The 13,577-nt window shown below is 71.1% G+C and carries 13 protein-coding genes and 3 tRNA genes; 7 read left to right on the top strand and 9 right to left on the bottom strand.

Annotated features, from left to right (window positions below):
* Window positions 1-110: 110 nt before the first annotated feature.
* Window positions 111-1,607 carry a N,N-dimethylformamidase beta subunit family domain-containing protein gene (locus ACFC8N_RS10055; RefSeq protein ID WP_356029919.1) on the top strand — a complete coding sequence of 499 codons (1,497 nt, stop codon included), beginning with the start codon at window positions 111-113 and terminating at the stop codon, window positions 1,605-1,607.
* Window positions 1,608-1,710: 103 nt separating this feature from the next.
* Complete coding sequence (locus ACFC8N_RS10050; protein ID WP_356029920.1) at window positions 1,711-2,610, top strand: phosphoribosylaminoimidazolesuccinocarboxamide synthase; 900 nt, start codon at window positions 1,711-1,713, stop codon at window positions 2,608-2,610.
* 46 nt (window positions 2,611-2,656) lie between these two features.
* Here ACFC8N_RS10050 and ACFC8N_RS10045 read toward each other — a convergent pair.
* From ACFC8N_RS10045 to ACFC8N_RS10010, 8 genes are all read right to left on the bottom strand, one after another.
* Window positions 2,657-2,732, bottom strand: a tRNA-Gly gene (locus ACFC8N_RS10045).
* A 23-nt stretch (window positions 2,733-2,755) separates the two neighbouring features.
* Window positions 2,756-3,370, bottom strand: a complete 615-nt coding sequence (locus tag ACFC8N_RS10040) for a response regulator transcription factor (protein ID WP_356029921.1) — start codon at window positions 3,368-3,370, stop codon at window positions 2,756-2,758.
* The gene (locus ACFC8N_RS10035; protein WP_362823042.1) at window positions 3,367-4,599 is read right to left on the bottom strand and encodes a histidine kinase; all 1,233 of its coding nucleotides are present in this window, start codon (window positions 4,597-4,599) and stop codon (window positions 3,367-3,369) included. Before ACFC8N_RS10035 ends, ACFC8N_RS10040 begins: the two co-directional genes overlap by 4 nt.
* Before the next feature lie 29 nt (window positions 4,600-4,628).
* Window positions 4,629-5,438 (bottom strand): ABC transporter permease, encoded by an 810-nt coding sequence (locus tag ACFC8N_RS10030; RefSeq protein WP_376287813.1) that lies wholly within the window; start codon window positions 5,436-5,438, stop codon window positions 4,629-4,631.
* Window positions 5,435-6,403, bottom strand: coding sequence for an ABC transporter ATP-binding protein (locus ACFC8N_RS10025; protein ID WP_356029924.1), 969 nt, complete (start codon window positions 6,401-6,403; stop codon window positions 5,435-5,437). Before ACFC8N_RS10025 ends, ACFC8N_RS10030 begins: the two co-directional genes overlap by 4 nt.
* Window positions 6,404-6,534: 131 nt before the next feature.
* Window positions 6,535-6,607: transfer RNA gene (locus tag ACFC8N_RS10020), tRNA-Gly, on the bottom strand.
* Between the two features lie 79 nt (window positions 6,608-6,686).
* Window positions 6,687-6,758, bottom strand: a tRNA-Gly gene (locus tag ACFC8N_RS10015).
* Between the two features lie 178 nt (window positions 6,759-6,936).
* Window positions 6,937-7,254, bottom strand: a complete 318-nt coding sequence (locus ACFC8N_RS10010; RefSeq protein ID WP_067056255.1) for an Lsr2 family protein — start codon at window positions 7,252-7,254, stop codon at window positions 6,937-6,939.
* Between the two features lie 310 nt (window positions 7,255-7,564).
* Here ACFC8N_RS10010 and purS point away from each other — a divergent pair, with 310 nt between their 5' ends.
* From purS to purL, 3 genes are read left to right on the top strand one after another with little or no spacing between them, the layout of a single operon-like run.
* Window positions 7,565-7,837 (top strand): phosphoribosylformylglycinamidine synthase subunit PurS, encoded by a 273-nt coding sequence (gene purS / locus ACFC8N_RS10005; protein ID WP_067056252.1) that lies wholly within the window; start codon window positions 7,565-7,567, stop codon window positions 7,835-7,837.
* A complete protein-coding gene (gene purQ / locus ACFC8N_RS10000) occupies window positions 7,834-8,514 on the top strand; it encodes a phosphoribosylformylglycinamidine synthase subunit PurQ (protein WP_356029925.1) in 681 nt (226 codons plus the stop codon). The genes purS and purQ overlap by 4 nt, the downstream gene beginning before the upstream one ends.
* The gene (gene purL / locus ACFC8N_RS09995; protein WP_356029926.1) at window positions 8,511-10,769 is read left to right on the top strand and encodes a phosphoribosylformylglycinamidine synthase subunit PurL; all 2,259 of its coding nucleotides are present in this window, start codon (window positions 8,511-8,513) and stop codon (window positions 10,767-10,769) included. Before purQ ends, purL begins: the two co-directional genes overlap by 4 nt.
* Before the next feature lie 57 nt (window positions 10,770-10,826).
* Here purL and ACFC8N_RS09990 read toward each other — a convergent pair whose 3' ends face one another.
* Entirely contained in the window at window positions 10,827-11,960 is a 1,134-nt protein-coding gene (locus ACFC8N_RS09990; RefSeq protein WP_376287811.1) for a DUF4185 domain-containing protein, read from the bottom strand.
* A gap of 142 nt (window positions 11,961-12,102) precedes the next feature.
* On the opposite strand from ACFC8N_RS09990, the gene ACFC8N_RS09985 reads away from it, so the two are divergent.
* Both ACFC8N_RS09985 and ACFC8N_RS09980 read left to right on the top strand, forming a co-directional pair.
* On the top strand, window positions 12,103-12,900 hold the full coding sequence (locus tag ACFC8N_RS09985; protein WP_356029928.1) for a sterol carrier family protein: 798 nt from the start codon (window positions 12,103-12,105) through the stop codon (window positions 12,898-12,900).
* A 35-nt stretch (window positions 12,901-12,935) separates the two neighbouring features.
* Entirely contained in the window at window positions 12,936-13,460 is a 525-nt protein-coding gene (locus ACFC8N_RS09980; RefSeq protein ID WP_376287809.1) for an META domain-containing protein, read from the top strand.
* Window positions 13,461-13,577 lie beyond the last annotated feature (117 nt).

The raw sequence follows: 13,577 nt of genomic DNA, 5'->3' as shown, positions 1-13,577 counted from the left end.
ACAGCACGGCCGAGCACAGCGAGCTCCACTGAGCACGATCGAGCACACCGAGCACAGCGAGCACCACCGAGACAGGGCCGACACGGGGGACCTGAGGGAGGGGAGCGATCATGGCCTCGGACCATATTCGTCGCTGGGAGTCCGGAGCGCTCGCGCACGCCGTCACGGACCCGTTCGGCCAGGGCCCGGTGCCCTGGCTGCGCGGCAGTGAGACGTACTTCGACGACACAGGTCACGTCGTGCCCTGGTACGTCGACGCCACCACCCAGCAGCACACCACGGGGGCCGCGCGCGTCCCCGCGCCGCGCACCTCCCCCGGCGGCCCGCGCTCCGCCGACGACGTGCACCGTCAGATCAAGGGCTTCACCTCCACCGGCGCGGTCGCGCCCGGCGAGGCGATCGACTTCCGCATCACGGTCGACCCGCCCCAGGAGTTCAGCGTCGACATCTACCGGATCGGCCACTACGGCGGCGACGGCGCCGCCAAGATCACCACCAGCCCCCGGCTGTCCGGCATCGTCCAGCCCGCCCCGCTGACCGCCGACCGCACGGTCTCCTGCCACCACTGGTGGCTCTCCTGGCGCCTCCAGGTGCCCGTCCACTGGCACATCGGCGCCTATGTGGCCGTCCTGACCACCGCCGACGGCTACCGCTCCCACGTGCCGTTCACGGTCCGCGACGACCACCCCGCCGACCTGCTCCTGCTGCTGCCGGACATCACCTGGCAGGCGTACAACCTCTACCCGGAGGACGGCCACACCGGCGCGAGCCTGTACCACGCCTGGGACGAGAAGGGCCGCCTCCTCGGCGAGGCCGACGCGGCGACCACGGTCTCCTTCGACCGCCCCTTCGCGGGCGCCGGTCTCCCGCTCCACGTCGGCCACGCCTACGACTTCATCCGCTGGGCCGAGCGCTACGGCTACGACCTCGCCTACGCAGACGCCCGCGATCTGCACGCCGGCCGCGTCGACCCCACCCGCTACCGGGGCCTGGTCTTCCCGGGCCACGACGAGTACTGGTCGGCGGCGATGCGCCGGGCCGTCGAGGACGCCCGGGACCGGGGCACCTCGCTGGTCTTCCTGTCCGCCAACACCATGTACTGGCAGGTCGAGTTGGGCCCGTCCCCGTCCGGCGACCCGGACCGGCTGCTGACCTGCCGCAAGCGCAAGGGCCCCGGAAAACCGGTGCTGTGGCGGGAGATCGACCGGCCCGAGCAGCAGCTCGTCGGCATCCAGTACGCGGGCCGGGTGCCCGAGCCCGCCCCGCTGGTCGTCCGCAACGCCGGGCACTGGCTGTGGGAGGCGACCGGCGCGCACGAGGGGGACGAGATCGACGGCCTGGTCGCCGGCGAGGCCGACCGGTACTTCCCGCGCACCCCGCTGCCCGAGTGCGACGAGCGCATCCTGCTCGCCCACTCCCCCTACACCGACAACGACGGCGCCCTGCGCCACCAGGAGACCTCCCTGTACCGCGCCCCCTCCGGCGCCTGGGTCTTCGCCTCCGGCACCTTCGCCTGGTCCCCGGCCCTGGACCGCCCCGGCCATGTGGACCCCCGCATCCAGCGCGCCACGGCGAACCTTCTGGACCGCATCTGCAAACGCGACTGACCCGGCCGACCGGCATGCCGACCCCGCGACCGACCCCCCGAACGCGGTGGACCACCCCATACGGGAGAATCGAGGCACTTGGACAGAACCACGGGGAGGAACCGTGTCCGGATTCGTAGAAAAGCCCGAGCCGATTCAGGTTCCGGGCCTGGTGCACCTGCACACCGGCAAGGTGCGCGAGCTGTACCAGAACGAGGCGGGCGACCTCGTGATGGTCGCCAGTGACCGCATGTCCGCCTACGACTGGGTGCTGCCCACCGAGATCCCCGACAAGGGCCGCGTCCTCACCCAGCTCTCCCTGTGGTGGTTCGACCAGCTCCGCGACCTCGCCCCCCACCACGTCCTCAGCACCGAGCTGCCCGCGGGCGCCCCGGCCGACTGGGCGGGCCGCACGCTGGTCTGCAAGCAGCTGAAGATGGTCCCGGTCGAGTGCGTGGCGCGCGGCTACCTCACCGGCTCGGGCCTGCTGGAGTACGACGAGTCCCGTACGGTCTGCGGCCTCGCCCTGCCCGAGGGCCTTGTCGACGGCTCGGAACTGCCGGCCCCGATCTTCACCCCGGCCGCCAAGGCCGAGGTCGGCGAGCACGACGAGAACGTCTCCTACGAGGAGGTCGCCCGTCAGGTCGGCGCCGAGACCGCGGCCCAGCTGCGCCAGGCCACCCTCGCCGTGTACTCCCGCGCCCGGGATATCGCCCGCGACCGCGGGATCATCCTGGCCGACACCAAGTTCGAGTTCGGCTTCGACGGCGACACCCTGGTCCTCGCCGACGAGGTCCTCACCCCGGACTCCTCCCGCTTCTGGCCGGCCGACACCTGGCAGCCGGGCCGTGCCCAGCCGTCGTACGACAAGCAGTTCGTGCGCGACTGGCTGACCTCGGCGGAGTCCGGCTGGGACCGCAGGAGCGAGCAGCCCCCGCCGCCGCTGCCGGCCGAGGTCGTCGAGCGGACCCGGCAGAAGTACGTGGAGGCGTACGAGCGGCTGACGGGTCACACCTGGTCGTAACGGCCGTCACGCGAAAAGGCCCCCGGAGAACCGGGGGCCTTCTTCATGGAGCGGACGACGAGGCTCGAACTCGCGACCTCAACCTTGGCAAGGTTGCGCTCTACCAACTGAGCTACGTCCGCAGTGCGTCGTGGCGCGAGAGCAACTATACCCAACCTCGCTCGCGTGCGAGACGCACTGCCGCATGACGGTTCTCGGCGCCGAGCTTGGTGACGGCCGAGGAGAGGTAGTTCCGCACGGTCCCGGGGGACAGCGCGGCCCGCTCGGCGATCTCCGCGACCGGCGCCCCGTCGGCCGCCAGCTCCAGCACCTCGGCCTCCCGCGCGGTCAGCGGGGAGTCCCCGGCGGAGATCGCGTCGGCGGCCAACTCCGGGTCCACGTAGCGGTTTCCGGCGTGCACGGTGCGGATGATCTCGGCGAGCCGCTGGGCGCTGACGGTCTTCGGGACGAACCCGCGCACACCGGCCGCGAGCGCCCGTTTCAGATGGCCGGGGCGGCCGTGGCCGGTGACGATCAGCACCTGGCAGCCGGGCAGTTCGGCGCGCAGGGATGTGGCGACCCTCACACCGTCGGCGCCCGGCATCTGGAGATCCAGTACGGCCACGTCGGGCGTGTGGGCCCGGGCCATGGCGAGGGCCTCGGGTCCGGTCGCCGCCTCCGCGACGACGAGGAGATCGTCCTCCAGCGACAGCAGCGCGGCCAGGGCGCCCCGGATCAGATGCTCGTCGTCGGCGAGCAACAGCCGTACCGGACTGCTCACAACGTGACTCCGCTCACTTCTCTCGTCTCCTGTGTCAGCGGCACCTCGGCCGCCAGCCGGAACCGGTCCTCGCCGACGCGCCCGGCCCGGAGCGTGCCGCCGACGGCGGCCAGCCGCTCGCGCAGCCCGGCGAGACCGGAACCCCCACCCCCGTGAGGGGTTCCGGCCACTCCGTCGTTCTCCACCGTCAGCACCACACGCCGCTCCCGCACCCGCAGCCCCACCTCGCACCGGCGCGCATCGCCGTGCCGCAGCACGTTGGTGGTCGCCTCGCGCACCACCCAGCCGAGCACCGACTGCACCTCGGCGGGCAGCCCCGCGGTCCGGTCGCCGACCTCGCAGTCGATCCCGGCGGCCGCCAACACGCCCTGTGCGCCCACCAGTTCGGCGCCGAGGTCGGCCTCGCGATAGCCGCGGACGACGGCCCGCACCTCGCGCTGGGACTCCTGCGCGACGCGCTGCACCTCGATCATCTGCTCCACCGCCTCCGGCCGTCCGCGCCGGGCGAGCTGGACGGCCAGCTCGCTCTTCAGCGAGATCACGGACAGATTCCGCCCGAGGACGTCGTGCAGGTCCCGCCCGAACCGCAGCCGCTCCTCGGCGACGGCGAGCCGGGCCCGGGTCTCGCGGGCCTCGTCCAGCTCGTACACGGAGTCGAGCAGCCACACGGAGAAGAGGCAGGTGACGGCGAGGAATCCGGCGGACAGGAACACCAGGAACGCCGTGACCACCGCGATGGGCCAGGCGACGCCCAGCGGCAGGGACAGCACTCCGGCGCCGACGGCGAAGCCGGAGACGATCGCGAGCATCTGCCGTCGGCCGCGGACGCCGAGCGTCAGCAGGCCCCCGCCCCAGGACATCAGACCGCCGTAGACCGTGCCGACGGCCTGTCCGGTGCCCCGGCCGACCGGCCCGTACTGGTGCACCGCGAGGACGGTCACCGCCAGGACGACGGTGACGGTGCCCAGCGCCCACAGGGCCCGCACCGGCCGGGCCCGACGGCCGCGGGTCCAGTCCAGGGCCTTGGCGGAGGTCACCGTGGTCACCACCGCGTGCCCGACGATCATCGCGAGCAGCCAGCCCGCGAGCCACGGCGGGATCTTCCCGCTCAGGGGCCCGCTCATGCCGGTGATCTCCACGACGGAGAAGAAGTAGAACGACCAGCGTGTGTACGTCTCCACCTGCTGCGGTCGGCTCTTGCCCCGCCACCAGCCGCGTGGCCCTCTCATCCCCGGATCCCCCCGTCACGCCTTGTACCTCACCGCCGCGGCTCCCAGCGGAACCACCGGCGTCCAGCAAACACCGCCACGATCGCCCAGGCCAGCGCGGTCCCCAGGGCGCCGAGGGCCTCGTACCCGCTCAACTGGCCGCTCCAGCCGCCCCGGACGAGCCGGATCGGTGCGGACAGCGGGAGCAACTCGCAGACGGAGGCGAGCCGTTGCGGCATGACCTCGGTCGGGAACGTGATCCCGGAGCCGAGCATCGACACGAACATCAGCGGCAGCGCGGTGACCTGCCCGCTCTCCACGGTCCGGGTGAAGCCCGCGGTGAGCGCGGCGAGCCCGGCACTGATCACGAACCCGGCCAGCACGCCCGGCAGCAGCAGGTACGGCGCCTTGGGTGCGCCGGTGTGCAGCAGCGCGGCGCACGCGGCGGACACCACGACCGCCTGGGCGAGCCCGATGCCGACGGCGGGCAGCGCGGTGCCGGCGAGGATCTCGGCGTCGGAGAGCTCGCCGGTGCGCAGCCGCTTGAGGACGAGTTCCTCGCGGCGGGCGACGTAGGCGTTGACCAGGGAGGTGTAGACGGCGAAGAGGAAGGAGAAGCCGATCGCGGCCGTCAGCATGGTCGTGCCGACGGTCAGGCCCTGCTTCTTCAGGTCGACGTGGTCGAGCGCCGGCCGCACGCTGAACGGCAGCAGCAGCGGCACGGACAGCGCCGTGAACACGACACCCCGGTTGCGGGCGAGCAGCGCCAGCTCCGCCCGGCCCAGCGCCCGCAGCCGCCCTACGGCCGTCGTCCGGGACGCCCCGCGTGCCGGTGTGCCCGTGACCTGAAGCGTGCTCATGCCGCCACCCCCTGGGCCTGCGCCTGCGCCCGTCCCTGTGTCTGCTCGCGCGCGATCCCGAGGAACGCCTCCTCCAGCGAGGCGGAGCGCACGTCCAGGGCGCGCAGTTCGACCCCGGCCCGCTCGGCCCAGGTCAGCACCCGGGTCGCCGTCAGCTGGAGTTCGGCCGTCCGCAGCCGTACGACCCTGCCCTCCACCTCATGGCCGCTGACGCCGAGTTCGGCGAGCGGCGGCAGGTCGCCGAGGAAGTAGCCCTGGGGCAGCTCGAAGGACATCCGGGAGGGCCGGCCGGCGGTCACCTCGGCCGGGGTCCCGGAGACGGCGATCCGGCCCTCGTGCAGGATGGCGAGCCGGTCGGCGAGGCCCTCGGCCTCCTCCAGGTAGTGCGTGGTGAGCAGCACGGTCGTGCCCGTGTCGCGCAGTGCGCGCACCAACTCCCAGGTGTCCCGGCGCCCTTCCGCGTCGAGCCCGGTCGTCGGCTCGTCGAGGAAGAGCACCTCGGGGTCGTTGAGCAGCGCCAGCGCGAGGTCCAGCCGTCTGCGCTCACCGCCGGAGAGCTGCTTGACCCGCACCGCGTGCTTGTCGGTGAGCCCGACCAGCGCCAGCACCTCGGCCTCCGGCCGGGCCCCGCTCGTGCACCCGGCCCACATGCGGGCGGTCTCGGCGACGGTCAGCTCGGCCGGGAAGCCGCCCTCCTGGAGCATCACCCCGGTGCGCGGCCGTACGGCGGCCCGTTCGCGGTAGGGATCGTGGCCGAGGATCCGGATCCGGCCCGCGGCGGGTGCCGCGAGTCCTTCCAGCAGTTCGACCGTCGAGGTCTTGCCCGCGCCGTTGGTCCCCAGCAGGGCGAAGATCTCCCCGCGTGCCACGGAGAAGGAGATTCCGCGTACGGCCTCGAACCCGCCCCCGTAGACGCGTGTGAGATCGGCGACCTCAATCACGTGTTCGTGTTCGTCGTAGTCCATGCCCTCAGCGTCCCGGCGGCCGGAGCGGTTCGGCAGTGCGCGGTGTCATCACCCCGCATGACAAATGTCAGAAGGCAGATCGGCGGGCAACGAAAAGACCCCGGTCCAGAAGGACCGGGGTCTCATTCCCGAGCGGACGACGAGGCTCGAACTCGCGACCTCAACCTTGGCAAGGTTGCGCTCTACCAACTGAGCTACGTCCGCACTGCCCCCGACCGGCTCCCACCGATCGGTGCGAGCACCAGCCTACCTGATCCACAAGAGTGGTCGTGACCGGTGCCAGAGCGGGTGACAGGAATCGCACACTGCGCCTTCCCCCTGGAAGGGGGATGTTCTACTACTGAACTACACCCGCAAGATCCTCGGGGTTCCGGCCTTTCGGTCTCGCCCCTCGGCGTGCTCCAGACATTAGCTGATCAACGGGGGGGTTGCGCAAGTCGGCTCCCCAGAGCCCCCCGCGGCGGCCCGCCGCCACCCAAGTGCACAGCCCCCAGGGCCCGCTGACGGACCCTGGGGGCTGCCCCTTCGCGGGCTCACTGCGCGGCGCTGAAGGCCTCGTACACCTTCTTGGGGATGCGCCCGCGGGCCGGTACGTCCATCTTGTTGGCCTGGGCCCAGGCGCGGACGGCCGCCGGGTCGGGGGCGACCTCCGTCTGCTTGTACGCCTTGCCGGACCGTGACCGCTTGCGGCCGGCCTCGACGTAGGGCGCGAGCGCCTTGCGCAGTTTCTTGGCGTTGGATGCGTTGAGGTCGATCTCGTACGACTTGCCGTCGAGTCCGAAGGCGATCGTTTCCGCCGCTTCCGAGCCGTCGATGTCGTCAAAGAGCGTGACCACGACCTTTTGCGCCACGAATATCGGTCCCTTCGTGCGGCACGTCATAACAGCTCAACGCCGATGACATGCCGAGTATCGGCTATTGCCAATTCATTTGTACAGTGCCCGGCAATGCAAAGTGAAGCCCGACTAAATCCGTCTGCGTGTCCCAGTGCAATAGGCGGACCGGGCGGACTGTGGAACTTTCCCAGAACTTTTCGCGACCGCACGGCTTCGACACCCGATCGTGATGCGCCTCACGTACTTTCCTCCAACTCTACTCGCGTAGAAATTTTGTGCGGGTAGTCTGAAGGAACCTGCTCAGCACCACACACCGGGAGTGCCAGTGGCACGCGTCGTCGTCGACGTCATGCTCAAGCCGGAGATCCTCGACCCCCAGGGCCAGGCGGTCCAGCGTGCGCTGCCGCGCCTGGGTTTCGAAGGGATCTCGGACGTACGTCAGGGAAAGCGTTTCGAACTGGAAGTTGACGGGCCGGTCGACGAGGCCGCGCTCGCCCGCATCCACGATCTTGCGGAATCCTTCCTCGCCAACACCGTGATCGAGGACTTCACCGTCAAGGTGGAAGAGGCCGCGGAAGTCGCGGAGGCGGCGAAGTGACCGCTCGTATTGGCGTCGTCACTTTCCCCGGCAGCCTGGACGACCGGGACACCCAGCGCGCGATCCGCCTCGCGGGCGCCGAGCCCGTCGCCCTGTGGCACAAGGACAAGGACCTGCACCAGGTCGACGCCGTGGTGCTGCCCGGCGGCTTCTCCTACGGCGACTATCTGCGGGCCGGTGCCATCTCCCGGTTCTCGCCGGTGATGGAGTCCGTCATCGAACAGGCGAAGGCCGGCCTGCCGGTCCTCGGCATCTGCAACGGCTTCCAGGTCCTCACCGAGGCCCACCTCCTTCCGGGCGCGATGCTCGGCAACGACCACCTCCACTTCATCTGCCGCGACCAGAAGCTGCGGGTGGAGAACGCGGAGACCGCCTGGACCGGCGACTACCGCGCGGGCCAGGAGATCCACATCCCGCTGAAGAACATGGACGGCCGGTACGTCGCCGACGCGTACACGCTCGACAAGCTGGAGGCGGAGGGCCGGGTCGTCTTCCGCTACGTGGACTTCAACCCGAACGGGTCGCTGCGGGACATCGCCGGCATCACCAACGAGGCCGGCAATGTCGTGGGCCTGATGCCGCACCCGGAGCACGCCGTCGAGCCGCTCGTCGGCACGGGCCGCACCGACGGCCTCCCCTTCTTCACCTCGATCCTCAAGAAGCTGGTCAACGCATGAGCCGGACGCCTCTGGACACGGTCGAGCACGCGGCCGCGACCCCCGACGTCGAGCTGCCCTGGGCCGAACTCGGCCTGAAGAAGGACGAGTACGAGCGGGTGGTGGAGATCCTCGGCCGCCGCCCGACCGGCGCCGAGCTCGCCATGTACTCGGTCATGTGGTCCGAGCACTGCTCGTACAAGTCCTCCAAGGTCCACCTGCGCCAGTTCGGCGAGAAGGCGCCCGAGAGCGACGCGCTGCTCGTCGGCATCGGCGAGAACGCGGGCGTGGTGGACGTCGGCCAGGGGTACGCGGTCACCTTCAAGGTCGAGTCGCACAACCACCCCTCCTACGTCGAGCCCTACCAGGGCGCGGCCACGGGTGTCGGCGGCATCGTGCGCGACATCATCGCGATGGGCGCCCGCCCGGTCGCCGTGGTCGACCCGCTGCGTTTCGGCGCGGCCGACCACCCCGACACCAAGCGCGTCCTGCCGGGTGTCGTCGCCGGCATCGGCGGCTACGGCAACTGCCTGGGCCTGCCCAACATCGGCGGCGAGGTCGTCTTCGACGCCTGCTACCAGGGCAACCCGCTGGTCAACGCCGGTGCCATCGGCGTGATGCGGCACGAGGACATCCACCTCGCCAAGGCCTCCGGCGCGGGCAACAAGGTCATCCTGTACGGCGCCCGGACCGGCGGCGACGGCATCGGCGGCGCCTCGATCCTGGCCTCGGAGACCTTCGACGACGCCAAGCCGTCGAAGCGTCCCGCCGTCCAGGTCGGCGACCCCTTCCAGGAGAAGCTCCTCATCGAGTGCACCCTGGAGGCCTTCCGGGAGAAGCTGGTCGTCGGCATCCAGGACCTCGGCGCGGCGGGCCTGTCCTGTGCCACGTCCGAGCTGGCCTCCAACGGCTCCGGCGGCATGACCGTCACCCTGGACGACGTACCGCTGCGCGACTCGACGCTCTCGCCCGAGGAGATCCTCATGAGCGAGTCGCAGGAACGCATGTGTGCGGTGGTCGAGCCGGAGAAGGTCGACCGCTTCCTGGAGATCTGCGAGAAGTGGGACGTCATCGCCACCGTCATCGGTGAGGTGACCGACGGCGACCGGCTGGAGATCTTCTGGCACGGCGGCAAGATCGTGGACGTCGACCCGCGCACGGTCGCGCACGACGGCCCGGTCTACGAGCGCCCGTACGCCCGCCCGGACTGGCAGGACGCCCTCCAGGCCGACGACGCGAACAAGCTGCCCCGGCCCGCCACGTCGGACGAGCTGAAGGCCCAGGTCCTGAAGCTGGTCGCGTCCCCGAACCAGGCCTCCAAGAAGTGGATCACCCAGCAGTACGACCACTTCGTGCAGGGCAACACGGTGCTGGCCCAGCCCGAGGACTCGGGCATGATCCGGGTGGACGAGGAGAGCGGCCTCGGTGTCGCCATCGCCACCGACGGCAACGGCCGCTACGCCAAGCTCGACCCGTACACGGGCGCGCAGCTGGCGCTGGCCGAGGCGTACCGGAACGTCGCCACCACGGGTGCCAAGCCGCTGGCCGTCTCCGACTGCCTGAACTTCGGCTCGCCCGAGGACCCGGCGGTGATGTGGCAGTTCGCGGAGGCCGTGCGCGGTCTGGCGGACGGCTGCAAGCAGCTGGGCACGCCCGTGACCGGCGGCAACGTCTCGCTCTACAACCAGACGGGCGAGGCGGCCATCCACCCGACGCCGGTCGTCGCCGTCCTCGGCGTGATCGACGACGTGGCCCGCCGCACCCCGGTCGCCTTCCAGGAGGAGGGCCAGCTGATCTACCTCCTCGGCGACACCCGCGAGGAGTTCGGCGGCTCGGCCTGGTCCCAGGTGGTCCACGACCACCTCGGCGGTCTGCCCCCGCAGGTCGACCTGGAGCGTGAGCGGCTGCTGGGCGAGATCCTGATCTCCGCCTCCCGCGACGGCATGATCGACTCCGCGCACGACCTGTCCGACGGCGGTCTGGTCCAGGCCGTGGTCGAGTCCGCCCTGCTGGGCGGCAAGGGCGCGCGACTGGTCGTACCCGACGGCCTGGACGCCTTCACCTTCCTGTTCTCCGAGTCGGCCGGCCGCGCCGTCGTGGCCGTCCCGCGCTCGGAGGAGGTCCGCTTCAACGACATGTGCGGCGCCCGGGGGCTGCCGGCCACGCGCATCGGTGTCGTGGACGGGGAATCGGTGGAGATCCAGGGCGAGTTCGAGCTGTCGCTGGCCGAGCTGCGCACGGCGCACGAGGAGACGATCCCGGCGCTGCTGGCGTAGACCCCGCGTCGCCCGTCCGGGCCCGGCTCCCCTGCGACCGGGCCCGGACGGGCATGCTCACGCGGGGATGCCGTCGAACTGCCGCACCCAGTAGGGCGGGGCGTTCTGCGTGCCGTTCCACTGCGACACGATCAGCGTCAGCGAGTTCGCGCCCGCGCTGCCGGGGTGGATGTAGCCGCCGTAGAGGTTCGGCACCTGCAAGCCGGTGATCCGCGGGACCGGCACGCTCCACGGGGCGTCCGGGCGGGGCGCGTTGCGCGTGAAGATCGTGCCCAGGACCACGTCGAAGTAGCTCATGCAGTACGTGTCGCCGATCCGCTTGACCGAGAACTCACCGGTGTTGTTGCCGGAGAGGATCACCGAGGGCGGGGTCGAGGCGTCGGTCCAGGTCCAGGAGCCGTTCACGTAGGCCCAGTTCTGCTGCAGGTCGAAGCGGCCCGCGCGGAAGTCGTCGGGGCGGTACCGGAACAGCTGGATCGCCCCGCCGTCGGCCGAGTTCCTGTGCGTGCCGTTCCAGCGCTTGGAGTAGATGTACAGCCAGCCGTCGGGGTCGATGCCCGCGAACGACCACATGCCGTACATGTTCTGGTTGACGCCCCGGTGGTCGCCGTCCCAGTGGTAGTCGTAGTCGGTCCAGGTCACGCCGTAGTCGTCGGAGTAGGCGACCCCTGACATCAGGGAGCCGTCGTGGCCGTCCACCCACTGCGGGTCGTCCGGACCGCCCCAGGTGTGGACCGAGGTGTACTGGAGGTAGGTGCGGCCGCCGAACTCGATGCAGTCGTTGGGGATCCGGCTGATCTCGAAGCCGTACCCGTTGTCCGCGCGGTGCGTGTAGTCGAACAGCTGGCCCGCCCGGCCGCCGGTCGGCATGGCCCAGGTGAAGGAGATCGGGGCGGCGCCGGAGGCGTCGAAGCGGTCCTGGTTCAGGATCACCGGGGAGCCGATGTACTCGCCGGTCTGCTGGATGCCGCGCCACGAGTCGCCGAAGACATAGCCCCAGGTGTCGTCGTGTTCCCGGTGGTACGGGATGCACAGGTCACCGGAGCCGAGTCCCTGCCCGCTCGCCGAGTCACCGGGGTTGTCGCACAGCGGGGTGCCGTTCTGCCCGGCGGCAGCGGCCGTGGCGGGAGCGGCGGTGACGAGTCCCGTGCCGGACAGGGCGATGCCCATGCCCAGTCCGGCCTTCAGCACGGACCGACGGGCTAACCGGGGCGTGGTGGTGAAGCGTGGTGTCATGGCGGCCAGCCTAGAGCCGTCTGAAATGTCATTCTAGAAAAGTGCTCTAGAAACATTGTGAATGAATCGTGGGCGGGCACGGCATAGGCTCACCGCCATGCCTCCCGCCCAGAAGCGCGCCCGCACCTACGACTCCGCCAGGACCCGCGCCGCCGTCCTCGGCCAGCTCGGACACGTGCGGGAGGCGGCCCGCGGTCTCGACCCCGGGCAACTCGCCCTGCCCACCCGGCTCGACGGGTGGACCGTACGGGACCTGATCGCGCACATCGGCATGGCGGTCACCGCCGTGCACCGCGCCCTCGATCATCCGGCCCCGCCCCGGCAGGACGTGACGGTCGTGCAGTGGCCCTTCGCCACCGCGGCCAGTGCCCCCGCCATCGACGCGTTCACCCGGGGCCTCGCCGCCGAACACCCCGACCTCGACGCCTATCTCGCCGACGTCGACGCGTCCCTGCGCACGCTGCTCGCCGAACACCCCGGCAGCCGGCTGCTCGCGACCAACGCGGGCGCGCTGCCCCTGGACGACTACCTCGTCACCCGCACCGTCGAACTCGTCGTCCACACCGACGACCTCAACGCCGCCGTGCCCGGCCTGGACGTGCCGTACGACCGCCAGGCCCTGGCCGCCGCCACCCGGCTGCTCGCCGACGCCCTCGCCGCGAAGGCGCCCGGCGGCTCCACCGAGGTGCGCGTGCCGCCGTACGCCGTCGTGCAGTGCGTCGAGGGTCCGCGGCACACCCGTGGCACCCCGCCGAACGTCGTCGAGACCGACCCGCTGACCTGGATCCGTCTCGCCACCGGCCGCGTGGGCTGGCGGGACGCCCTGGCGGAGGCCGCGGTGAGCGCGAGCGGGGAGCGGGCGGACATCGGGGGTCTGCTGCCGCTGATGTCGTAGCGGAACCGACGCGACCGGTCCGGCGTCGAATCGCCATGAACCGGTACAAGCAGCGCATGATCCTGACCGCCGCCGCCGTGCTCGTCCCGCTCACGGTGGCCTGCGGCGCCGGAAAGGCGGACAGTGGTGCGGTGAGTTCCCAGCAGCCGGGCCCTCAGCAGCCGAGCTCCCAGCAGCCGACGTCCCGGCAGTCTCGGCAGCCGATGTCCCGGCAGCCGGTCACCGGGGTCGACTGGCGGGTCGACTCGCTCACCGTCGGCGGCAGGACCCGGTCCGCGCCCGCCGCCGCCCGCCTGCGCATCGACGCGGACGGCCGGGCGGCAGGCAACCTCGGCTGCAACCGGTTCAGCGCCCGGGCCACCGTGCAGGGCGACCGGATCACCCTCGGCGGCCTGCGCACGACCCGGATGGCCTGCACCCCGGACCGCATGGAGTTCGAGCGCGCCCTGGCCGGCGCGCTCACCACCGGCACGCTGGTCGCCAGGGCCGACGACGGGAGCCTCACGCTCACCGACGGCAACGGCGACCTCATCCGCCTCAGCCGTCACGCCCTCGGATGATGTGCGACACCTCACTCGCGCATACGGCAAAAGCGGTCGACGTTCCCTCGCTGACCTGCGTAAATCAGAAAACCGACAAGGCGATAGGTGCACCGTGACCCGTTACGGTCGCGTATC

The organism is Streptomyces sp. NPDC055966 (genome assembly GCF_042269865.1).
In the GTDB taxonomy this organism is placed as follows: domain Bacteria; phylum Actinomycetota; class Actinomycetes; order Streptomycetales; family Streptomycetaceae; genus Streptomyces.
The sequence above is the reverse complement of the archived record's forward strand: the minus strand, read 5'-3'. Positions and strand labels throughout refer to the sequence as shown.